20 protein-coding genes are annotated in these 21,938 nt (G+C 41.6%); 10 read left to right on the top strand and 10 right to left on the bottom strand.

The window, feature by feature from the left end; translation table 11 throughout:
• The first annotated feature begins 204 nt into the window (after positions 1–204).
• Both pdhA and IPJ86_01655 read left to right on the top strand, forming a co-directional pair.
• Positions 205–1,221, top strand: a complete 1,017-nt coding sequence (gene pdhA, locus IPJ86_01650; protein MBK7886038.1) for a pyruvate dehydrogenase (acetyl-transferring) E1 component subunit alpha — start codon at positions 205–207, stop codon at positions 1,219–1,221.
• 119 nt (positions 1,222–1,340) lie between these two features.
• Positions 1,341–2,663, top strand: coding sequence for a pyruvate dehydrogenase complex dihydrolipoamide acetyltransferase (locus IPJ86_01655; GenBank protein MBK7886039.1), 1,323 nt, complete (start codon positions 1,341–1,343; stop codon positions 2,661–2,663).
• 308 nt (positions 2,664–2,971) lie between these two features.
• Here the strand turns inward: IPJ86_01655 and IPJ86_01660 are convergent, their stop codons facing one another.
• Positions 2,972–4,744 carry a long-chain fatty acid--CoA ligase gene (locus IPJ86_01660; GenBank protein ID MBK7886040.1) on the bottom strand — a complete coding sequence of 591 codons (1,773 nt, stop codon included), beginning with the start codon at positions 4,742–4,744 and terminating at the stop codon, positions 2,972–2,974.
• An 80-nt stretch (positions 4,745–4,824) separates the two neighbouring features.
• On the opposite strand from IPJ86_01660, the gene IPJ86_01665 reads away from it, so the two are divergent.
• Together IPJ86_01665 and IPJ86_01670 are read left to right on the top strand one after the other, a co-directional pair.
• Positions 4,825–5,856 carry a nitronate monooxygenase gene (locus IPJ86_01665; GenBank protein ID MBK7886041.1) on the top strand — a complete coding sequence of 344 codons (1,032 nt, stop codon included), beginning with the start codon at positions 4,825–4,827 and terminating at the stop codon, positions 5,854–5,856.
• Positions 5,857–6,052: 196 nt separating this feature from the next.
• Positions 6,053–6,556: a DUF4442 domain-containing protein gene (locus IPJ86_01670; GenBank protein MBK7886042.1), complete on the top strand. Its 504-nt coding sequence runs from the start codon at positions 6,053–6,055 to the stop codon at positions 6,554–6,556.
• Positions 6,557–6,576: 20 nt separating this feature from the next.
• On the opposite strand, the gene IPJ86_01675 is transcribed toward IPJ86_01670, so the two are convergent.
• Both IPJ86_01675 and IPJ86_01680 read right to left on the bottom strand, forming a co-directional pair.
• Entirely contained in the window at positions 6,577–7,074 is a 498-nt protein-coding gene (locus IPJ86_01675) for an RES family NAD+ phosphorylase (GenBank protein MBK7886043.1), read from the bottom strand.
• A 2-nt stretch (positions 7,075–7,076) separates the two neighbouring features.
• The gene (locus tag IPJ86_01680) at positions 7,077–7,511 is read right to left on the bottom strand and encodes a DUF2384 domain-containing protein (protein ID MBK7886044.1); all 435 of its coding nucleotides are present in this window, start codon (positions 7,509–7,511) and stop codon (positions 7,077–7,079) included.
• A gap of 316 nt (positions 7,512–7,827) precedes the next feature.
• Here IPJ86_01680 and IPJ86_01685 point away from each other — a divergent pair, with 316 nt between their 5' ends.
• The 4 genes from IPJ86_01685 to IPJ86_01700 all read left to right on the top strand — a co-directional run bounded on the left by IPJ86_01685 (position 7,828) and on the right by IPJ86_01700 (position 10,947).
• Complete coding sequence (locus IPJ86_01685) at positions 7,828–8,271, top strand: hypothetical protein (protein MBK7886045.1); 444 nt, start codon at positions 7,828–7,830, stop codon at positions 8,269–8,271.
• Positions 8,268–8,888: a hypothetical protein gene (locus IPJ86_01690; GenBank protein MBK7886046.1), complete on the top strand. Its 621-nt coding sequence runs from the start codon at positions 8,268–8,270 to the stop codon at positions 8,886–8,888. Before IPJ86_01685 ends, IPJ86_01690 begins: the two co-directional genes overlap by 4 nt.
• Before the next feature lie 68 nt (positions 8,889–8,956).
• Positions 8,957–10,150 carry a DUF255 domain-containing protein gene (locus IPJ86_01695; protein MBK7886047.1) on the top strand — a complete coding sequence of 398 codons (1,194 nt, stop codon included), beginning with the start codon at positions 8,957–8,959 and terminating at the stop codon, positions 10,148–10,150.
• 89 nt (positions 10,151–10,239) lie between these two features.
• Positions 10,240–10,947 carry a hypothetical protein gene (locus IPJ86_01700; protein ID MBK7886048.1) on the top strand — a complete coding sequence of 236 codons (708 nt, stop codon included), beginning with the start codon at positions 10,240–10,242 and terminating at the stop codon, positions 10,945–10,947.
• Positions 10,948–11,078: 131 nt separating this feature from the next.
• Here the strand turns inward: IPJ86_01700 and IPJ86_01705 are convergent, their stop codons facing one another.
• From IPJ86_01705 to IPJ86_01735, 7 genes are all read right to left on the bottom strand, one after another.
• A complete protein-coding gene (locus IPJ86_01705) occupies positions 11,079–11,483 on the bottom strand; it encodes a lactoylglutathione lyase (protein ID MBK7886049.1) in 405 nt (134 codons plus the stop codon).
• Positions 11,484–11,783: 300 nt separating this feature from the next.
• Positions 11,784–13,415 (bottom strand): amidohydrolase, encoded by a 1,632-nt coding sequence (locus IPJ86_01710; GenBank protein ID MBK7886050.1) that lies wholly within the window; start codon positions 13,413–13,415, stop codon positions 11,784–11,786.
• Entirely contained in the window at positions 13,412–14,170 is a 759-nt protein-coding gene (locus IPJ86_01715) for an SDR family NAD(P)-dependent oxidoreductase (GenBank protein ID MBK7886051.1), read from the bottom strand. Before IPJ86_01715 ends, IPJ86_01710 begins: the two co-directional genes overlap by 4 nt.
• Positions 14,171–14,301: 131 nt before the next feature.
• Positions 14,302–16,023, bottom strand: a complete 1,722-nt coding sequence (locus IPJ86_01720) for an amino acid permease (GenBank protein ID MBK7886052.1) — start codon at positions 16,021–16,023, stop codon at positions 14,302–14,304.
• Between the two features lie 37 nt (positions 16,024–16,060).
• Positions 16,061–16,912: a hypothetical protein gene (locus IPJ86_01725; protein ID MBK7886053.1), complete on the bottom strand. Its 852-nt coding sequence runs from the start codon at positions 16,910–16,912 to the stop codon at positions 16,061–16,063.
• Between the two features lie 23 nt (positions 16,913–16,935).
• On the bottom strand, positions 16,936–17,337 hold the full coding sequence (locus IPJ86_01730; protein ID MBK7886054.1) for a hypothetical protein: 402 nt from the start codon (positions 17,335–17,337) through the stop codon (positions 16,936–16,938).
• 5 nt (positions 17,338–17,342) lie between these two features.
• The gene (locus IPJ86_01735) at positions 17,343–18,659 is read right to left on the bottom strand and encodes a hypothetical protein (GenBank protein ID MBK7886055.1); all 1,317 of its coding nucleotides are present in this window, start codon (positions 18,657–18,659) and stop codon (positions 17,343–17,345) included.
• A gap of 125 nt (positions 18,660–18,784) precedes the next feature.
• Here IPJ86_01735 and purL point away from each other — a divergent pair, with 125 nt between their 5' ends.
• Complete coding sequence (gene purL / locus IPJ86_01740; protein ID MBK7886056.1) at positions 18,785–21,019, top strand: phosphoribosylformylglycinamidine synthase subunit PurL; 2,235 nt, start codon at positions 18,785–18,787, stop codon at positions 21,017–21,019.
• Positions 21,020–21,241: 222 nt separating this feature from the next.
• The gene (locus tag IPJ86_01745) at positions 21,242–21,796 is read left to right on the top strand and encodes a hypothetical protein (GenBank protein ID MBK7886057.1); all 555 of its coding nucleotides are present in this window, start codon (positions 21,242–21,244) and stop codon (positions 21,794–21,796) included.
• The last annotated feature ends 142 nt before the right edge of the window (positions 21,797–21,938 follow it).

Raw genomic sequence — 21,938 nt, forward strand, 5'->3', positions numbered from 1 at the left:
CGATCTGTTTTTTAGATCAAAATTGTAAGGAACGCGGCTGACACGGATTGAAATGATTTGCACGGATGGTTCTCGGAACATCCTTTGATCTACTTAACTATTACTTTATCAATTATTTAAAATTTTATTGTGGGAAGGGATTTATTTGCTTTACCGTGAACGACTACATCAATTTATACACCCTCTTTCCTTATTTTTGCCCATATGGAAACAGCCACCAAGACGAAAAAGACTAAACCTAAATACAGCGCTGAGCAATACCTGAAGTGGTATGAGGACATGCAATTGATGCGGCGGTTTGAAGAGAGGGCCGGTCAATTGTACGGCATGCAAAAGATCAAGGGTTTTTGCCATTTATACATCGGCCAGGAAGCCGTTGTGGCAGGAGCCATGAGTGTATTGAAACCGGAAGACGCGATGATTACTGCTTATCGTGATCATGCACATGCATTGGGAAAAGGGATCAGCGCCCGCGAAGTGATGGCGGAACTATTTGGAAAAATCACAGGCTGCTCAAAAGGCAAGGGTGGTTCTATGCATATGTTCTCTAAAGAGAAACGCTTCTTTGGCGGTCACGGCATTGTGGGTGCACAGATTCCACTGGGAGCGGGCATTGCCTTTGCCGAAAAATACAACAAGACCGGAAATCTATGTGTCTGCTATTTCGGAGATGGCGCGGTTCGTCAGGGTGCATTACATGAAGCTTTCAACATGGCGATGCTATGGGAATTGCCTGTCATATTCATTGTGGAGAACAATGCTTATGCCATGGGAACTTCTGTTGAACGTACTTCTAATGTTCATGATTTACATAAAATTGGTTTAGCGTACGATATGCCCAGCTATTCCGTAGATGGGATGAGTGTAGAAGCAGTACACGAGGCGATGGAGATGGCGGCGAACCATGCCCGCACCAAGGGACCCATTTATTTAGAAATTAAAACGTATCGCTTCCGTGGACATTCCATGAGCGACCCGGCAAAATACCGTACCAAGGAAGAAGTAGAAAGTTACAAAGCACAGGATCCGGTAGAAATTGTAAAGCAGATTTTGATTGCGAATAAAATGTCGACAGAGGAGGAAATTGAAAAGATCAATGAGCGTATCAACGAAGTGGTGGAAGACAGTGTCCGGTTTGCGGAGGAGTCTCCTTATCCGGATGTGAGTGAGTTGTTTAAAGATGTTTATACGCAAGGAGATTATCCTTATATTACAGATTAACGGAATTAAAATTATTTTAACAAGGGCGCTAGTCGGATATATTGAATATATGTAGAGAACAACATATATATTTATCGCCTCTTGTTACTTCATAAAAACCGAACTACATAAAAAAATATATGGCAGAGATAGTCAGGATGCCCAAGATGTCAGATACCATGACGGAAGGCGTAGTAGTGAAATGGCATAAGAAAGTAGGAGACACTATAAAAAACGGTGACCTGGTTGCAGAAATTGAGACCGACAAAGCCACGATGGAATTTGAATCGTATCAGGCGGGCACTTTACTTTATATTGGCATTGAAGAAGGGAAAGCTGCACCGGTTGACAGCATCTTAGCCATTTTAGGAAAAGCCGGTGAGGATTATAAAGAATTACTTGCAAAGGAAGAAGCTGCCACTGCCAGTGCAAAATCTGTGGTTGCACCGGAAGCGAAGAAAGCTCCGGTTGAAAAAGCCGAACCTGCTGTTGTTGCCTCTGCGGGAGCGGTTCCTTCCTCTGCTCCTGTTACCCCTCCTGCCCCATCGATCGCTGCACCAAAAGTGAAGGAGATGATGAGCACCATGAATGGCGATCAACGTTTGAAGGTTTCTCCGCTGGCCAAACGGTTGGCGAATGAAAAAGGCATTGATCTCGGCATGCTGAAAGGTTCCGGCGAACACGGAAGAATAGTGAAACGTGATATCGACTGGTTTAAGCCGGGCACTTTCGTATCCTCGTCGCCGTTAGCTACCAATGCGGTCACTAAAGAGAGTTTTGAAGAGGTGACTGTTTCCCAAATGCGTAAAACCATTGCCCGTCGCCTGAGTGAAAGTAAATTTTCAGCACCTCATTTCTACCTCACCATGGATATCGACATGGACGAAGTGGTTCGGGCCCGAGAGAGCGTGAATCAGGTCACAGAAGTCAAGATTTCATTCAATGATTTCGTTGTGAAAGCAGCGGCATCCGCACTGCGTCAGCATCCTGCCGTAAATGCGTCGTGGTTAGGCGATCGTATCCGGTATAATCATCATATCAATATTGGTATCGCAGTGGCGGTAGATGAAGGATTGCTGGTTCCTGTAGTTCGTTTCGCCGACAGCAAGACCTTGAGTCAAATTGCTGTTGAAGTGAAGGAGTATGCTAAAAAAGCCAAGGAGAAAAAATTGCAGCCGCAAGATTGGGAAGGAAATACGTTTACCATTTCTAATCTCGGCATGTTTAATATCGAAGAATTTACTGCGATTATTAATCCACCGGATGCCTGTATTTTAGCAGTAGGAGCGATTAAGCAAATTCCAGTTGTGAAAAACGGAACTATTCAACCGGGCAATGTGATGAAGGTAACATTGAGCTGTGATCACCGTGCTGTTGACGGAGTAGTTGGATCGAAATTTCTGAATACGTTTAAGGCGCTGTTGGAAAATCCGGTGGTACTGCTTGGGCAAGGAAATATTTAATTGAATTATGAATTTTTTTTGATGAAGGTTGAATTAAAATATTTCGAATGGTTATCGAATGATGGAATTAGATGATTTGAAAAGACCTGAGTGCCGGAGTATTTGATATTTTGAATAGTACAGCATCTTGGTCTAGCTTATAACTAACACGTACACTATTCTGTACGTCGATTCCCGGTACTTAGAATCAAATTGAACACATCGTTATTCGCTGAAGTCTTACCTTAATTACTAAGGCCCCCTGTTCCATAAGCACACTCCAATAATTCAACACTCCAATTCTGAATTCTGAATTCTGAATTCTGAATTCAATCGGCGTATATTTTATCTACCAATGCTTTATTCGCTTCCAGAATTACTTTTCGCTTTAAGCTGAGCTTCGGCGTCATCTCTCCTCTGTCAATACTCCATTCCCTGGGGAGGAGTTCTATTTTTTTAATGGTTTCATAGGAACCTAAACCTTCATTCACCGCATTCACTTCCTTCATGATTCTGTTTTTGACACGTTCGATTTTTATGAGTTCCTCGTTGGTAGCCGGTATTGGTATTTGTTTCCTTTCGCACCATTCTTTCACAAAAGCGAAACCCGGAACAATCAACGCTGCAGCGAACCGCTGATGCTCGCCTATCACCATCACTTGTTCAATGAAGCGCGACTCCTTCAGTTTGTTTTCGATGATTTGAGGAACGATGTACTTTCCTCCTGAAGTTTTGAAAATCTCCTTCTTACGGTCGGTGATTTTGAGATAGACTCCATCTACCATCTCGCCGATATCACCGGTATGCAGCCAGCCCTCTTCGTCGATCATCTCTGCGGTGAGGTCAGGGCGTTTGTAATAACCCAACATCACGTTCGGACCTTTGCAAAGAATTTCTCCATCTTCGGCAATGCGCACCGTTACCTTTTCTATTGTTTTTCCAACCGTACCGAATTTCAATCCTCCCGGCTTTAGTGTATTTACTGCAATAACAGGACTGGTTTCTGTGAGACCATATCCCTCCAAAATAGGAATATCCGCTGCCCAGAAAATTCTCGCAAGGCGGGGCTGAAGGGCTGCACCACCGGAAATGGCGGCCTTGACTTTCCCTCCCAATGCTTCCTGCCACTTGCTGAAAATCAGCTTTCGCGCGATCTTCAATTGCCATTCATAAAAAGCACCATTGGCGGAATTGATTTCATACTTTAATCCCAGATCTACCGCCCAGAAAAACAACTTTTTCTTGATTCCGGTGAGGTCGGCACCTTTTGCAATGATCCGGTCATAGACTTTCTCAAAGAGACGCGGAACACATCCAAAAATTTCCGGCTGTACTTCTTTCAGATTATCGGCTACTTTTTCAATACTCTCTGCATAATAAATTCCGACACCCAGATACATATAGAGATAGCTCAATACTCTTTCATACACGTGATTCAGGGGGAGGAAACTCAGTGCCCTGCTATTGCTGTCAACAGGGGCCAGCGTTTGTGCTGCCAGCAACTGACTGATAATGTTATCATGCGACAACATGACTCCTTTCGGAAAGCCGGTGGTTCCACTCGTATATAATAAAGTGGCGAGGTCATTGGCGCCAATGGTATCGCAAATACTCTTGACTTTTTCAGGAGCAGGATGGGCTTTACCCAATGCAACAATTTCTGTCCAATGCGGTTTTCCGGGAATGGTGTCGAAACAATACATCGCCTTAATTCCAGGCATCGACTGAACTACCGGTGCTATCTTTTCCCAAAGTTCTGCACTTGATACAAAGACATATTTCACTTCGGCATCATTGAGAATAAACCGAAGATCATCCGTGGAAACCGTTGGATAAACCGGCACATGAATACCACCGGCCATCATGAGACCCAAATCAATGAAATTCCATTCGGGTCGGTTATTACTCAGGGTAGCCACTTTATCTCCCTTTTGCAAGCCCATCTCTAGAAAACCATAGCTCACCAACTCCGTTTGAAGCAGCAACTCAGCAGCGGAGACCGGCAGCCATTGGCCGTTTACCTTAGCAGCGAGTGCATCCTTTTTATCAGGATATAATTCACGATAGCGGTTTAATAAATCGAAGAGACGGGTCACTGACATAATCCGAAATGTTTTAGCTTTAGGTCAAATATACATCTGGTTCGTGAAATAGCGAAACAGCGTAGAAATAATTATAAATTATGTCATTTAATACTTCATTTACCGACATGTTTCAATTGCGCATTCCGGTCATCATGGCGCCTATGTTCCTGGTTTCGAACGAGGCCATGATGAAGAGCGCGATGCAATGTGGAATTATGGGCACCTTCCCTACGCTCAACTATAGAAAAGAGAATGAACTGAGTGCATTGCTTAAAACCTTAAATCTTTTTAAAAAGGAACACAATGCTCCGGGAAATTATGGTGTGAACCTTATTGTTCAGCAAACAAATCCGTTATACAAAGATCACCTTGAAATTTGTGTAAAGGAAAAGGTGCCCTTCTACATTACCAGTCTGGGAAATCCAAAAGAGGTAATTCAAAGAGCACATGAATATGGAGGGAAAGTGTTTTGCGATGTCACCAATGCGGAACATGCCGAAAAATGTGCGTCGTTGCAGTGTGATGGATTTATTGCGGTGAGTCAGGGAGCGGGCGGGCATGCCGGACCTTATCCACAGTCGGTGCTGCTACCTTTTCTCCGTGAAAATTATCCGCATATTCCGGTCGTTGCGGCGGGAGGTATTGCCACAGGAGCAGGAATTCTATCTGTCTTGGCTCTTGGAGCTGCGGGTGCCAGCATCGGAACCCGATTTATTGCCTCCAATGAAGCGGCGGTCAGTGAAGCGTATAAAAATGCGATTGTGGATTCGGGAATGGATGATATCATGATGACGGAACGCATCTCCGGAACACCCTGCGCCATTATCAGCACACCCTACGCAAAAAAAATTGGCCCGAAACAAAACTGGTTCGAACGGTGGATGAGCAATAATCCAACAACAAAAAAATACTTCAAGATGCTGGTACAATACAAAGGCATGGGCAAATTTGAAAAAGCGGTTAAGCCCGGAAATTACGACAACCTTTGGGCAGCAGGACAGAGCGTAGAATTGATTCACGACATCATTCCCTGTGAAAACATCATTCAACGCCTGGAAGCAGAGTTGGAAGAAGCGATGTTTCATTTAATGCAACAACATATCGCTCCGGTTCAAGCGGACAATAAATGAATGAAACCCCAAGTAAACAGTCATGATATGTCAGCAAGGAATTGACCCACTCCGGAACAACCCTATTTAAAAAATCATTCCATGTCATATCACTTCAAGTACTCCTGATTCATACTCACGAAATATAGATGTGGAACATTTCAACCTAAATGGCGTAAAAAGTCCAAGTCTTACTGAATAAATAATAAATCCACCGATGAATCTAAACAGCTTACTGGAAAAGGCGAAAACGTCGGGGTTTTACAAATGGTTATTTAACATCGTACTTTGGAGGACCATTCCCTTTAATCAGCCGCATCGATTAAAAGTGGAGCAGGTAAAGGAAGACACATTACTCATCTCCATTCCTTTCATTCGCAAAAACAAAAACCATATTAATGGAGTTCATGCTTGTGCTTTGGCTACGCTTTGTGAATACATCAGCGGACTGAGTCTGGCGCGCGCGCTTCCACCGGAGCAATACCGGCTAATTCTGAAATCCATACAGATGGAATACCTGTACCAGGGCAAGATGAAAGTAAATGCTGAATTTGGAATTGATCAATCGGAGTTAGCTGCCATTAAAGCTGCATTGGTCACTGAAGATTCCATAGTAAAAACTTATGCTGTTCAGGTATTCGACACCAACCAACATCCTATTTGCACCGGCTCCATTACCTGGCAGATAAAGCCTTGGGGGAAGGTAAAGGTTCAGGCTTAATGAAGGTTCCTATGGGTATTTTATTTTTTTGTTTTACTTTTTGATGCTTTTGCACCCGATGAATTCATTGACAGGAGTCTTTCATCAAAAAAATAATCTCCAATCAAAGCTAATTTCACAACCCCAAAATCAGGATGTTCCGTGTTAATTAAAAAATTAAATTCCTTGGTAATAATTGAAGAAGGGACTTTCAAAACCAATGATTTCCTTTTATTATACCAATCTGTTCCAATAGCTTTTAATTCAGGATAGGCGGAAACTTCTCTCCAATATGATGGCAAATGGCCGATCTTCACTTCTGTTATAAAATCCGGATTATCCGGAATAAAAATCACCATCACTTTATAAACAACTTTAGGGTGAATACTTTGAAACCTTATAACCTTCTCCAGTGTGCCTAAAGCTCTTGACGAGGCAGTGTAAATAACAAATTCATTATCATCATTCCACCGCCCTGCTATTCCGGATGCAATTAAATCCGACGCATACTTTTCCTCTGCAATTCTAAAAAGCTCCATCGTTAAGCATTATCACCGTATTGCATACCCGTTAATTGGTTATCGATGAATTTAATTCCCGCTACGGTATCTATAAAATATATAGGAGGCTTATTGTCAAAATAATAATTGTTCTCGTTCAGCCATTCAATAAATAAATCCTTTTCACCAAAAACTTCTTCTCCATGCTTGTAAAGTGAAAGAATTTTTATCCAATGTTCCTTTGCCAATTTTGTTTTAAGCATTGCACCCACTAAGGTATAATTTCTTAACGTTCGGATACTAATTTTTAATAAATCTGAAATATATTGGTCATTAAATTTTGTAATTCTTTTTATAAAGGCAATTGACTGTTTGTCCAATAACTCAGAGGAAATAAGTTTTAATATTTTATCTTCATTTAAGGGACTATTCGGTATTTCCTTAAGGAGAATTTTTTCTGCTGTTGCTGTTGTCATATTCTTAATTCTTAGTAAATATAAGGACAAAAGGCAATTTTGCAAAAATAAAAGGTAGATTTTACATTTATGTAATACATTACATTGTTTATCAATACTATAAAAAACCATAATTCTAACACTTCAACTTCTTAATTAATAGGTTTATCTACATAGTTAGCGCATAATATCAGGTTAGGAAGTTAAATCAATTTAATCTGAATTTTACTAAAATTACCAGGAATTATACCTGCACCCGACTTCCTTCATCAAAACTTTAAAGAACAATAGTTGTGATCGCCCATAGCTTTCTTAACTTTGTAGAAACCGTTAATCTATGAAAAAAATATTTAGTGCCCTCCTTCTGGTGATCTTATTCAACACCACCCCTACTTTCGGACAAGATCAAAAAATAGCAGCCACTACTGAAGACGAATATGTAATGGGTTCGGTAGGTTATAAAATGCTGATGCAAATGAAAGTGGAATTAAAGGGAGGTTATAAAGTAAAAGATCTCAAAGATTACGAGTATGGAGAACGCAAAGCCTCTTTCAAAGGACTTTATCGACCATCAGAACAACAACCCTGTGCCATCATAATGGTATATACCAAATTGCGCGGCGCTCCTGAATATTATTGTATCCCTACGTTGGATGCACCGGAGTCGTTATGGGATCGCTTTCGTGTTAGTCTGGCGGGTGAGACGGACAACAAACAAGAGCAACTGCAATTTTTCAGTTTTGCTTTTGCGAAGGCGATGATGTTTCATATGGCTAAATGACAAAAACAATCACGTTATTGTTTCTCCTGTTAACGTTTCCGGCTTATACTCAATCGAGGATTTCTGCTTTCTTTAAGTTAAGCGGACCTGAAAAATGCTGGACGCTGACACATCTGTTTAAAGCCGGAAGAGCACATCGTATTACCGCTTATGTGAGAAATGAAACGACCATTCTCTATCGCAAACAGGAACTCGACACCTTTCCTCATGGAGGAAAATTAGATGCCTTCCGTCATGCTTTCTGGATGGCTTGTCTGGGGACTACCATCGGAGAAAAAGCATCCCGTAAACTCGGCAAGGCGCATGAAAAAGGGAATTACAAAGCCTTTAAAAGAGGGAAAACAGAAGATGGATATCTGCAAGATGCCACCGCTGTAGAGATGGATCTTTTTAATAATGAAGAAGGATTGCGCATTGCAAGAGAAAACAAAGAAGTGGCGTTTTCCGAACTGCAACAGAAAACAATCGCAGCCATCCATGAAGGAAAAATGAAAATTATGAAAAGAGATGCTCAGGGAAGGTTGACAGACTGTAACGGAAAAGTAACACCTTTGGTAGAACGAAAAAAAACAGATTGGAAAATGCCTTACTGCCTCCTGCCAAGTCATATACACTAGTGCTGACTATTCAATTCGCTCGTTAACTATAAAAATAAAATATTTAATTTAGTACAGTTATTTATGCCATGAAAAAGACCTCTCTTATACTTCTATTCACCCTCTATTTCACAAGTTCTGTTACCGCACAGGAAAAGGAAGGGATCAATTTCCGCGCCATCACATTTGATCAGGCGATTCAACAAGCGAAAGCTGAGAAGAAACCCATCTTCCTGCATGCCTTTGCCTCCTGGTGTCACTTTTGTGAATTCATGGTAGATAGTGTTTATAAAGATCAGGAGGTGGCGGCGTACTATAACAAAAACTATGTCTGCATTAAAATGGATATGGAAAAAGAGGGAAGGGAGTTCAATAAAAAAATTAAAATTAAAAACTATCCCACACATGTTTTCTTCGACTATAACAATACAGTGATGATGCATCGCTCGGCGGGGAAGAAAAACATTGCTGAGTTTCTTCAGTTAGGAAAAGATGCACTGGACACCACCAAACAACTGCGTACGTTTGAAAGAAAATACTTCGACAAAAAAGCCAATATCGAAGAGATCACGACCTATATGAAGATGCTCGAAAAAGCGGGATTGGATAATCAGGTAACGATCAACGCTTATCTCAGCGGGTTGAGTGATAAGGAGATGTTGAAACATGAGAACTGGAGAATCATGTACGATCTCTTCAAAGAAGTGGAAACGACCTCTTTTCAAAAAGTCATGTATTTACGGGAAGAGTACGCTAAAATTTACACTGCTTACAGTATTGATAATAAAATCATCTCACTTTACAATTCTGCTTTAATGAATCGTGTTCAGAAATTAGATACTTCCGGCTACAACACGATGGTAGAGAAACTCCGCAAATCGGAATTAGATCTCTCTGAAAAAATCATTGCTTATGCTTCATTGAACCGACATAAGATGAGATCCGATTGGAAAAACTATCAACTCGAAGCCGTGCCCTTCATTGAAAAATATTGCATGGAAGATTACCGACGGTTAAATGAAGTCGCGTATAATTTTTATGAACGGATAACGGATAAAGAATTATTGGCGAAAGCAGAAACCTGGGCAGTAAAAGCAGTTTCCCTGCAAGATAATATCCGTAACAACCATACGCTTTCAGGCATCTATTTCAAACTCGGAAAAAAAGAGCCTGCCCTGACCGCCTGCAAACATACCATTGACCTCGCAAAAAAAGCCAATGTGGATTATAAACAGTCCAGTTTACTGTTGGAGAAGATTGAGGAGATGAAGAGTGTGGAATGAAATTTTTCCAAGAATAGCACATATGATTAATTTCAAGGTTCTTTATACACGAGACTCCTAATGTAATTATTTTAACAAAACAATTAAAAGTGTTACGAAAAACCTTCTTCATCTTATTATTTGCTTTGAATATTAAATGCAGTGGGCAAAATACATTAAATAATGATATTTCAATTTCCGGTATTATACCTTCCAATGATCAAATACAATTTCCGGTCAATAATGCAAATGGAAGATTAATATATTACTTATTTTCAATAAACTATTGTAACTTTTGGAAAATTTATGATAGAATTGAACTTGGCCCCCTATTATCCATAACAACCGGAATAACCAAAGTTGAATTTAATAGTGATGTTCGTAATGGTGATCGTTTATCAAGTCTAAATTATAAAGCATTGGGAATTGGTTTGAGATCACGATGTTTACTAAATAAAAAAGATGCTAATAAGAAATTCTTTTTGAATCTGGATTTTCAAAGACAAATAGTCAGAGCCTATTCCATTACATTTTCTTCTCGAACAAATTTTCCAAACACAGACTACTTTGAAAATACGGTTTCAACATATATAAAGCCAAATTCTATAAAGAATCACTTTGCGACTTCCTGCACTTATCAAACTGATAAAAAGAAATGGGGATATGAATTCTCCATTGGAATAATCTATGTTACCCCGGAAATATATTCATATGATTTAGGCAGCAATTATTCCATAAATGGATTAAGTAGTACCGGTAAAAAGAAAATCGAGAAAAACGGGATTCTTATAACAAGCGGATTTGGAATTCTTTTTTAGACCAATGTACGTTGTCCTATCATAAAATTGGAGTTCCACAAATATTTACAAAAGAGAAGTTTATACGAGTAAATTCAAACCTTTCTACCCATCTCCTTCAAAGCTTATGTACTTAAAACATCTAAACTTATTTATTGCTTTACTACCTCTGCAAACGCAATCACATGTCCATCCGGATCTGAAAAATAGACAACACGATGGCCCCAGTCGCGGAGGGCAGCGGGACTTACTAATTTTGCTTTGGCGGTGAGAGCGAGCGCACATGCAGCATTAATATCATCTACGAGCCAGTAGATTTCACATCGGGGTATTCCTGTTGCGGTTTCAGGATGTGGTAAATTTGGATGGATGATTTTGGCTATTCCATCATTGGGCATTAATCCTAATTTACATGTATCAGATAAAATGAACTCCGTCATGCCAGGCACATGGAGGGATGGTTGACGGGAGAGGATGATGGAATAAAACTCAGTACTCAGATCCTGATCCCTGACGTAAAGTATTATTTCCGTTTGTATCAATGATTGTACTTGCATTCATGGGTGAAATTATCAGTTAACAGCATTCAGCCGGTTAAGTTAATGATTTTCTATGTTAACCACAATAAGAGCAGGTATAAAGGAAATTAGAGTGAATTTATTTCTTTCCGGAGCAATAAAGATTCTAAACTTAAACGCAGCGTTCGCGGCGGGTTCGCAGCGTTCGCAGCGTTTAAACAGAAGATTTAATTATCAGAAAATTCTTTAATTCAAAACTAAGATTATTTATAATTGACAATTAAGGTTTAATTCTATCGAACTAGCTATTTGTTCAGCTGATTTATAAAGAAGAAAAAATCAAAAAACCTTTACACCACCACTATAAGTATTCAGCACTTTTATTTTGAACAACTCGTTTTCAGGAGCGGTCATCAGGTCTTTCTCCAGCACTACAAAATCAGCCCATTTCCCCGGTTCCAGACTTCCCCTCTCCTCCTCTTCAAAGGAAGCATAGGCTGCCCAGATTGTCATGGCACGAAGGGCTTCCGTGCGGGAAATGGCTTGATCCTTTTGGAATCCATTTTCAGGAAATAATTTCTGATCCTTACGGGACACGGCTGCATAAAATCCATAGAGCGGATTGATGCCCTCCACCGGAAAATCGGAACCGGCTGCGATCAATCCTCTTTGATTTAGTAATTCCTTATAGGCATATGAAGACTTCAATCTCTCCGGCCCCACTCTGGTGCCTGCCCAGTACATATCAGAAGTAGCATGAGTAGGTTGTACGGAAGGTATGATGGAATAATCATGAAAGAGGTGGAAGTCGGAAGGATGCATCACCTGTGCATGCTCGATGCGCCAGCGAAAATCATTTTTTCCCTTTAGCACATCACTATATATTTTCAACAACAACCGATTGGCCGAATCACCAATGCAATGGGTGTTCAGCTGAAAGCCTAAATCAGCGGCTACGCGCGCAGCTTGTTTCAGGGAATCAACGCTACTCAGCAGGAATCCATGATGTCCGGGCATATCCATATAAGGATGCAGCAGACAAGCGCCTCTGGAACCCAATGCACCATCGGCATATAATTTAAAAGAACAAACCTGCAATCGCTCCGATTTATATCTCCCGCTACTCCTATAATGCGCTACATTACCGGGGCTATAACTCACCATTGCATTCATCCGCATCTGCATGACACCGGCTTTTTGCAAGCTATCGATAAGCTGAATCGTTGAGACATCCAATCCGGCATCCACCACTGAAGTTAATCCTACTTCGAAACAATTCTTCTGAGCCGACAACAAGGCTTCGATTAACGCTTCTCTACCGGGCTCAGGAATTTTTAGCTTTACTAAATCAACAGCGTTATCAATGAGTAAACCGGTGAGCTTACCACCCTTCTTTATCAATTCTCCGCCCTCTACTTTTGTATCTTCTGTCACCCCACAAATTGCCAGGGCCTTTGAATTCACCAGTGCAGCATGCCCATCTATACGCATGAGAAACACCGGAACATCCGGAAACAAAGAGTCTAATTTTGCATTATCCGGAAACTCTTTTACTTCCCAGTCATTCTGGTCCCATCCTCTGCCGAAAATCCATCCCATAAATTTAATATCCTTCTTCAGGACCAGCGTATCAAGGATGGCTTCAAATGAATTCGTGCCTATCAACCAAATCTTTTTAAGATCGACGCCATAGCCATAAAAATGACAATGCGCATCGTAAAAACCGGGATAGACTGATTTTCCTCCCAGGTCAACCTCCGTTGCAGCATTCATCTTACGCAGATCAACAGCAGACCCGACTGCAAGAATTTTTCCGTCCTTTACGGCGAACGCATCTGCAATAGCAAAGGAGCTGTCTACGGTATATACCTTTGCATTATAGTAAACAGTATCTGCTGCATACTCTGTTTTGCAGGAAAGAAGAGTAGCTACAAATAAAGAAACAAGGAGTATTAAACTATTTTTTTTCATGATCGATGAATAAATACGGAGCTAGCTTGAGCCAATGGAGTAACAACAATATCATTCAACACCACATGCGGCGGACGACTGGCGGCAAACCAAACGATCTCCGCAATATCTTCTGCTTGCAAGGGATCAAAACCCTGATACACTGATTTTGCTTTCGCGGAATCTCCTTTAAAGCGTACGAGTGAAAATTCCGTTTCGGCAGCACCCGGATTCACAGCAGTTACTTTAATTTTATGCGGTAGCAGATCAATGCGCATGGATTTTGTAATGGCATCCACAGCGAACTTCGTCCCGCAATACACATTGCCATTCGGATAAGCATCTTTTCCGGCTGTACTACCGATATTAATCACATGCCCTTTCTGACGCGCCACCATCCAGGGAAGCACGGTTCTGCTCACATACAGCAATCCTTTTACATTGGTGTCAATCATCACTTCCCAATCTGCTATCTCACCCTCATGAATAGCCGACATTCCGGATGCGAGTCCTGCATTATTCACGAGCACATCAATCTCCTTCCAGAAATGCGGTACCGATTCCAGCTCCTCTTTCACTGCCTCATGATTCCGCACATCGAAACAGAGTGAAAACACTTTCACATCATAGGTATCCTTGATAATATGCTCGAGCTCTTCCAGCTTCCCTTTACGACGGCCGGTAATTATCAGATCACTGCCATGCTCGGCAAATTTCAAAGCTATGGCACGACCAAATCCTGAAGTAGCGCCGGTTATCAGAGTTATCATAGTAATGAATTCTAAAGTATAAAGTTGATTAATGATTAAATACAGTTTTGCAAATATCGGAAATTAATAAAACGAAACTTCCATACATCTACACCAGAACGCATGACGAAAAACGAATCGAAATTGACCACTTCATCTCAGAATATCCTCTCCGGCTTGATCGTCTTACTCAGCTTACTATGACTATAGCCGAAACTGAAATAGAGCACTAAACCGATGACCAGCCATATCGAAAATCCGATCCATTGGTGTACATGTATTTGCGCCATCAGATAAAGGCAAGTCAGGATTCCGGCCACAGGGATGAGCGATAGTTTTCGGGTAAAGCTGTAAAAAGAAAGTATAGCAAAGATGAGGAAGAAGATAAAATTCGGAACAGATTCTAAATTTTTTATCGGATTCACATGTTCCTGCACCCATTGCTGTTGAAAAAAGCCCAGCCAAATCATCACGGAGAGATAAATTCCAGGCATGATAAACTGACCGCTGAAATAAGGCACACGAAACTTCCTCGGCAAATCCTGATGTTTATGCAGCATGAGCACACCGCCACATACCAGCATAAAAGCGAACAAGGTTCCAATTGAACAAAGATCCACTACCGTTGCCATATCAATAAAAAATATCGGGATTCCTACGAGTAGTCCGGTAACGATGGTGGCGAAAGAAGGTGTCCCGAAGCGGGGATGGATCGCAGAAAACTTCTTCGGCAACAAACCATCGCGGCTCATGCTCATCCAGATTCGCGGCTGACCTAACTGAAAGACCAGCATCACACTTGCCATAGCGAAGACTGCACTCACAGCAATCACACCACTCATCCACTGGAGTCCTCGGCGACCGAAGACAAAGGCCAGCGGATCATCTACACGCAACTCCTTGTAATTTACCATACCTGTAAGCACCAATGAAATCAAAATATACAAAACCGTACAAATGATAATCGCATAAAACATTCCTCTGGGCAGATCGCGTTGCGGATTATGACATTCTTCGGCGGTAGTGGAAATGGCATCGAAGCCGATATAAGCGAAAAACACTCCGGATACACCGGCCAACACTCCTGCCCATCCCTCGGGAAGAAAGGGCGACCAATTTTCTGCTTCTACATAAAACACACCCACAAGGATCACCATCACCACTACTATCAGCTTCACCGCCACCATCGCATTGCTGGCATTCCTCGACTCCTTCATACCACGATACACCAGCCAGGTAATTATTATATTGATCACCAGCGCAGGGATATCGAGAATAACTTTTAAACTGCCTATAGCCGGTGCCGTTATCCATGCTCTATATCCTTCTGAAAGCATCACCGCCGGATCTGCTCCCGGAATTTGCGCTGCTGAAAAGGCACGCTTGGCAGAAAAATAATCGATACCCGACCAGGCAGGAAGGATGATCCCCTCCGGAAATCCAAGAGCGGGTAATTTAATATGCGCAAGCAAGGTAGAGAAATAGCCCGACCAGGAGATGGCCACTACAATATTTCCAATGGCATATTCCATGATCAGGGCCCAGCCGATAATCCAGGCGAAAAGTTCACCGAAGGCGACATAAGAATAGGTATACGCCGACCCACTCACCGGAACGAGGCTGGCAAACTCCGCGTAACAGAAGGCAGCGAAACCACAAGCGATCGCAGTAAAGAGGAATAAAAACACCACACCCGGACCACCATCTGCACTTGCACTACCGATAGTGCTAAAGATACCCGCACCGATGATGGCCGCAATCCCAAGAGCAGTCAGGTCCCGAACACCAAGGTGCTTTCGGAGTAAACTCTGATCTCCGGAATTATCCAACTCCACTTGCCTAAGGATATCCGCTATACTTTTCTTTCGAAAAAGATTCATAGTCTCTTCGTATTTTATGCAAAGGAAACAGAAAAACTCAATTTCCCTCTTTTTTCGAAATATTACTTTTAGAAGAGAAGTAGTGCCAGGAATAAAATGCAAGGATCAGGAGCAGTAAACCGGGCATTCTGAAACGGATCAGACTACCGATAACCGGTGTGGTGAAGCCGCAGACCACCAAAATTATTATTCCGGCAATTGCTGCCAGGACTACTTCTGCGGAAGGCATCTCCCTCTTCCTCCATGCGAAATATAGGGCGAGAAAAAATATCAGTGGGAAGATAAGGTTCTCCAGAAACAAAGGGAAATGGTACCACTTTGCCAACTGCCAGGGCCAGGGTTGAAACAATGCAAATGAAAAAGCATCGGGAATATGCAGTAAAAAACTCGTGATAGTAGGTGCAAAAGAAACGGGATGCACCAGACTACCGGCATGCATAAACACCGCGAACCTCCACATATTTAATTGCTGACCAAACAGCAATGCCGGGACATCTAACCATGAAAAAAAAGTGCCTCCAACGAGTACAAATACAAGCGTAAGGAAGTAAGACATCGAAATCGTCAGCAAGGGTTTCTTCATTTCACGTTTCAACATCCAGATAAAAAATCCCGGCAGGAATACGAGTAACCAGAAAGATTTAATCAATACAAAACATCCGGTAAAAAAAAGCAGACTTATCAGATAAACCGGTTTACGCTTATAGTTCCACAATTGAAAATAGCGCAACGTCATTCCCATCGCAAACAATAACAAAGGTTCTTTCAAAATCGCCGAACTCCAGATAAACACATTAGGAAGAAAAAAAACAAGGAAGGCGGATTTCGGTATTAGCGGTTCATTTCCTCGAGTGGAGAAAATAAATTGCAACAGCGCACCCATTCCCATGATAGATAAAACATTTGACCAGATCAGGTGTACCCATTCATTTGTACCGGAAAAATACTCAGCAAGGCATGAAATCTAACAACCGTTCTGGCGTCATTAAAGAGGAAGCCATAACCGTTATCGGGCCAAATGGTCAGATTATTAATAAACAGTTGTGTGGATTCATTCTCCATTCCCATCATCATTTTAAAAAAAAGCATTGGATTTTCAAGAAATAAATTATAAAATGCAACCGTGTCGGCCATATATCCCTGCATATCTCCACCCTGATAGGTGCTCATATAATAATTTGCAATAAAAAATCCTCCTGCTACTTTTAATAAAAGCAGGCATGGCAAATACCAACCGGGTACTCCCTTAATTTTCAGAAATGAAGTCCTGTAAAATAGAATGCTCAGCACAAGAATATGTAGAAAAACTATCATAATCTTTACTGTATCTTCCCATTAAACCATCCCAGAAAAGAACCACTCATCCACTTTTTATACGATAAAATTGTAAACGGAAAAATTATAAACGGAAGTCCGGGCACTTTATATCTAACCAACGCCCCAATAATAGGTGTGACCAGGCCGGAGAGCATAAAAATCGAAACGCCGAACAGGAATGATGAAATAACAAATGTTGACATATTCTTTATCAACACCCCCTTCATATTTATTAGCATGAACACCATCAACAACAAAATGAAAATATTCTCTGCCACCGAAAACCACATCAGGAAATTATTCGCATGCCGGGGCATAGGTAATAATAATGTCCTGCCGAAAGCACCCGGTGCTTCTGAAATCAGACTCCACCACTCCGGTTGAATCCTATTGACTTCCACCACACTTTTCGCTTGTTCTGTTTCAGCAACAAAATAAAATTCTGCCTGCTTTTGGGATACGAGGACAGGGATTGATTTCCCTGTGATAAAGGGAGCAGCAATAGAAAGTATCGTAAAATAAATCAAATAGATACCACCACTGATCAACACCGGAGGAAGGGGTTTGTATTTTGAAATTATCCAACTGAGTAGAAGCGGAATAATCAGAAAAAAAACATAAGCCTTTACTGTGATCAGAATAAGGATAGACAACACTATACTCACCCATCTGCGTAGCGAAGTACTTTTATCGGAAATAAGCCGGGAAATCTGATACAACAATGTTCCCAAAGCAAAAACCAGAAATGCTTCCTTGATCATACCTGAAGTCCATAACATCATAGATGGCAATAAAAAGACAATCACTATCAATAAAAATGCCCTGCCTTTTATCGTGTCGTTCATTACTCTGAAAATTCCTGTCAGACCTATTGTCGCCAAAAAACACATCACTATGGCATGCGGGAAATAGGTACCCATGGAGAACAGACGCAAAAATGCATTCAGGCGAATCATGGTCCGGCTATCATTAAAAACAAGGTCCGTATTGTACCAGTTTCGCATGGTATCGTAATAGACCTGTAAATCGGCGGCATCACCATCAATTCCGGTCAGCATCCGGAAAAAATCATAAGGCCTGTTGAGAAATGTATCATAAATGACAGCAGAATCGTCATAATAGCGAAATATATCGGCATAGGCCCGGTCCGTATAAAACTGAGTATAAATAATATACAAGGCAAAAGCGGCAATCACTTTAATTATAAACATCAGCTGGAACACCTTTGCGGACACTTCCGGCAGCATGAATATTTTCCATTTGCCAATCAAGTAAATAGCTAAAAATATGTAGCCGAATGTGAGGAAGACTTCAAGCATCGCCTCAAATATAAAATATTACGGGCATAGAGGAAGAAGAACTATTTTTGCAGAGGATAGAAATTCACCTTGCTGATGCTCCCTCCTCCAACATCAACACTATAACATACAAAAACACATAGACAATGTCTTTCGCTACAGAAGAACTAACGACGGTTGAAACTGCTAAAAAACTGGGTTTGTTACCCGAAGAATTTGAAAAGATCAAAGAATTTCTAGGCCGGGTTCCCAATTTTACCGAATTAAGTATTTATTCCGTGATGTGGTCGGAGCATTGTTCGTATAAAAACTCCATCACCTGGTTAAAAACGCTGCCAAAGAAAGGTCCGCATTTGCTGGCTGAAGCCGGGGAAGAAAACGCGGGACTGGTATCGATTGGTGATGGTCTGGCCTGTGCATTCAAAATCGAATCACATAATCATCCCTCCGCCATCGAACCCTATCAGGGAGCTGCCACAGGTGTTGGTGGTATCAACCGCGATATTTTTACGATGGGTGCTCGACCGATCGCTCAATTAAATTCCTTGCGCTTTGGAAATCCGGAGCTGGCAAAAACGCAATGGCTGATGCGTGGTGTGGTGAAAGGCATTGGTGATTATGGAAATGCTTTTGGTGTGCCTACTGTTGGAGGAGAAGTTTTCTTTGATGAATCCTTCAACGTGAATATTTTAGTCAATGCCATGTCGGTGGGCATTGTAAAGGCGGGTGAAACGGTCTCTGCCATTTCACAAGGTGTGGGCAATCCTGTTTATATTGTCGGATCTTCTACAGGCAAGGACGGTATCCATGGTGCCACCTTTGCATCGGGCGATTTGCATGCTGATTCCCATGAGGATTTACCTTCTGTACAAGTAGGAGATCCGTTTATGGAGAAATTATTACTGGAAGCCACTCTTGAAATCATCAAGACCGGTGCAGTTGTAGGCATGCAGGATATGGGTGCTGCCGGAATTATTTGTTCTACGAGTGAGATGTCCGCGAAAGGAAAGCATGGTATGAATGTCTGGCTGGATAAAGTTCCTACCCGACAGCCGAACATGAAAGGATGGGAGATTTTACTCAGTGAGTCTCAGGAGAGAATGCTGGTGATCGTTCAAAAGGGACGTGAGGCGGAAGTGGAGAAAATTTTTGAGAAATGGGATTTGAACTGCACACAAATCGGCGAGGTCATTGCAGGAGAGCGATTGCATTTCTTTATGCATGGAGAACAGCTGGCTGATGTCCCGGCAGATTCGCTCGTTCTGGGTGGTGGAGCTCCTATTTACAAGCGGGAATTCAAAGAGCCGGCCTACATCGCCCAAAACAAAGCCTTCGACATCAACAAAGTTCCTGTACCTTCGGATATGCGGCCCGTTATGAACCATCTGGTCAGACATCCGAACATTGCTTCGAAACGCTGGATATATACACAGTATGATTCGATGGTAGGCACCATCAATATGAGCACCAACAAACCCAGTGATGCCGCTATTGTAGATGTTCGCGGGACGAAAAAAGCATTGGCGCTCGTTGTAGATTGCAATTCCCGTTATGTACATAGTGATCCGGAGACGGGCTGTGCCATTGCTGTAGCTGAAGCTGCGCGAAACATTGTTTGTTCCGGCGGAGAGCCCTCGGCAGTTACCAATTGTTTGAACTTCGGAAACCCTTATAATCCGGAAGTGTACTGGCAGTTTGTGCAGGCCATCAAAGGGATGTCGTCCGCATGTACCCGCTTTGAAACACCGGTGACAGGAGGAAATGTCAGTTTTTACAATCAATCGAAAAATGAGCAGGGAGAAGTTCCGGTATTCCCCACACCCACGATAGGAATGGTGGGCATATTGCCGCAGAAGAATCATCAGATTACGTTGGATTTTAAAAAGGAAGGCGATGTACTCCTCCTGCTGGGTGCTTCACAGGATGATATTGCCTCTTCAGAATATTTATATTCCTATTGTAAGATAAAAAATAGTCCGGCTCCCTACTTCAACCTCGAAGAAGAATTTTTAGTACAGGATCTCGTGAAAACCCTCATCAAAAACAATCTCATTGAAAGTGCGCATGATGTTTCGGATGGAGGATTATTCATTTGTTTACTGGAATCAGGAATGCCACGCGGTCTCGGATTTCGCATTGACACCGACGAGGAGTATCGCAAGGACGCCTATCTTTTCGGAGAGGCGCAGGGCAGAATTGTTGTGAGTGTCAGTCCCGAAAAACTCGACGCCTTTGTTGAACTGGTCGCTGCTTCTGATATCGATTTCACCAATCTGGGCGAAGTAGGAGGAAATGCCATTGTAATTGACGAGGAAGAATATGGAAGTGTACATACTTTTAAGGAGAAGTATGATCATGCGATTGGGGATATGATGTCATAGGCTACCGGCTTCCGGCTTCCGGCTACCGGCTGCGGGCTTCTGGCTGCTGGCTACTTGCTTTTGACCACTTACTTATATGAAAGCTTCAGGCTGCGGGCTGCGGGCTACAGGTGTCGGGCTATAGAAGGAGTGTATTGGCTGAGGGATGGGGGCAGAGGGCTTTTACTACTCATAGCGATAAGGTTACTTTGACTGGAATTATAGGTACAATTTGGTTACACTATGAAAATTTCAATTAATATTAAAAGAGTAATTCTAACAACTTTGGCTTGTTTCATGGCAGCTATACTTCCGCTTATTTTTTCTGCATCAGAATTGATTTATACTTTATCTGTGCCTCTCTTTTATTCAATAGCAATACCATTGACCAACTTAGACAGGGTAATTACCAAAAGAAAGTCCCAAGCTTTTGTACTTAGTATCTTGTTGACAATAATTCTGTTTTTTTCATCTGTTTCATTGGGACTTTTACTTGGTCAGAGTTTTTTGGGAACTTATTCTATTCATGTTGTTTGTTTAATTTCCGGACTTTTGACATTACTTATAAACAGTATTTTTATCCGAATTGATAATATACTACTAGGATTATTAATAACAGGATTTTTTGCTCTCCCTGTACCCTTTTTGACAATATTTTTGAAAGGACATAAAATATTTGACATAGATCTATTTGGCGACCCGGTAACTTTTTTTATAGTTTGGCCAACGATAATGGGTCTGGCTATTTCAATAAGTATATGGACAAAGACAACCATTACTAAAGCAATCATCGAATAATTTAAGGAAGAACACTTACCAATAGTGGAATCAATTCTTGTGAGGAAAATAAGTTTAATATCTTTAAAAAATATTTTAAACTCATTAGAGCAAAGGCCTGAATCGAGTGATTCGATGAATTAAACGTTGGCTTCTAATAAGT

Source organism: Bacteroidota bacterium (genome assembly GCA_016713925.1).
GTDB lineage: Bacteria > Bacteroidota > Bacteroidia > AKYH767-A > OLB10 > JAJTFW01.

Coding starts and splice junctions, on each gene's coding strand:
- pdhA (MBK7886038.1), top strand. CDS start 205: ATGGAAACAGCCACCAAGACGAAAAAGACTAAACCTAAATACAGCGCT.
- IPJ86_01655 (MBK7886039.1), top strand. CDS start 1,341: ATGGCAGAGATAGTCAGGATGCCCAAGATGTCAGATACCATGACGGAA.
- IPJ86_01660 (MBK7886040.1), bottom strand. CDS start 4,744: ATGTCAGTGACCCGTCTCTTCGATTTATTAAACCGCTATCGTGAATTA.
- IPJ86_01665 (MBK7886041.1), top strand. CDS start 4,825: ATGTCATTTAATACTTCATTTACCGACATGTTTCAATTGCGCATTCCG.
- IPJ86_01670 (MBK7886042.1), top strand. CDS start 6,053: ATGAATCTAAACAGCTTACTGGAAAAGGCGAAAACGTCGGGGTTTTAC.
- IPJ86_01675 (MBK7886043.1), bottom strand. CDS start 7,074: ATGGAGCTTTTTAGAATTGCAGAGGAAAAGTATGCGTCGGATTTAATT.
- IPJ86_01680 (MBK7886044.1), bottom strand. CDS start 7,511: ATGACAACAGCAACAGCAGAAAAAATTCTCCTTAAGGAAATACCGAAT.
- IPJ86_01685 (MBK7886045.1), top strand. CDS start 7,828: ATGAAAAAAATATTTAGTGCCCTCCTTCTGGTGATCTTATTCAACACC.
- IPJ86_01690 (MBK7886046.1), top strand. CDS start 8,268: ATGACAAAAACAATCACGTTATTGTTTCTCCTGTTAACGTTTCCGGCT.
- IPJ86_01695 (MBK7886047.1), top strand. CDS start 8,957: ATGAAAAAGACCTCTCTTATACTTCTATTCACCCTCTATTTCACAAGT.
- IPJ86_01705 (MBK7886049.1), bottom strand. CDS start 11,483: ATGCAAGTACAATCATTGATACAAACGGAAATAATACTTTACGTCAGG.
- IPJ86_01710 (MBK7886050.1), bottom strand. CDS start 13,415: ATGAAAAAAAATAGTTTAATACTCCTTGTTTCTTTATTTGTAGCTACT.
- IPJ86_01720 (MBK7886052.1), bottom strand. CDS start 16,023: ATGAATCTTTTTCGAAAGAAAAGTATAGCGGATATCCTTAGGCAAGTG.
- IPJ86_01725 (MBK7886053.1), bottom strand. CDS start 16,912: ATGGGAATGGGTGCGCTGTTGCAATTTATTTTCTCCACTCGAGGAAAT.
- IPJ86_01730 (MBK7886054.1), bottom strand. CDS start 17,337: ATGATAGTTTTTCTACATATTCTTGTGCTGAGCATTCTATTTTACAGG.
- IPJ86_01735 (MBK7886055.1), bottom strand. CDS start 18,659: ATGCTTGAAGTCTTCCTCACATTCGGCTACATATTTTTAGCTATTTAC.
- purL (MBK7886056.1), top strand. CDS start 18,785: ATGTCTTTCGCTACAGAAGAACTAACGACGGTTGAAACTGCTAAAAAA.
- IPJ86_01745 (MBK7886057.1), top strand. CDS start 21,242: ATGAAAATTTCAATTAATATTAAAAGAGTAATTCTAACAACTTTGGCT.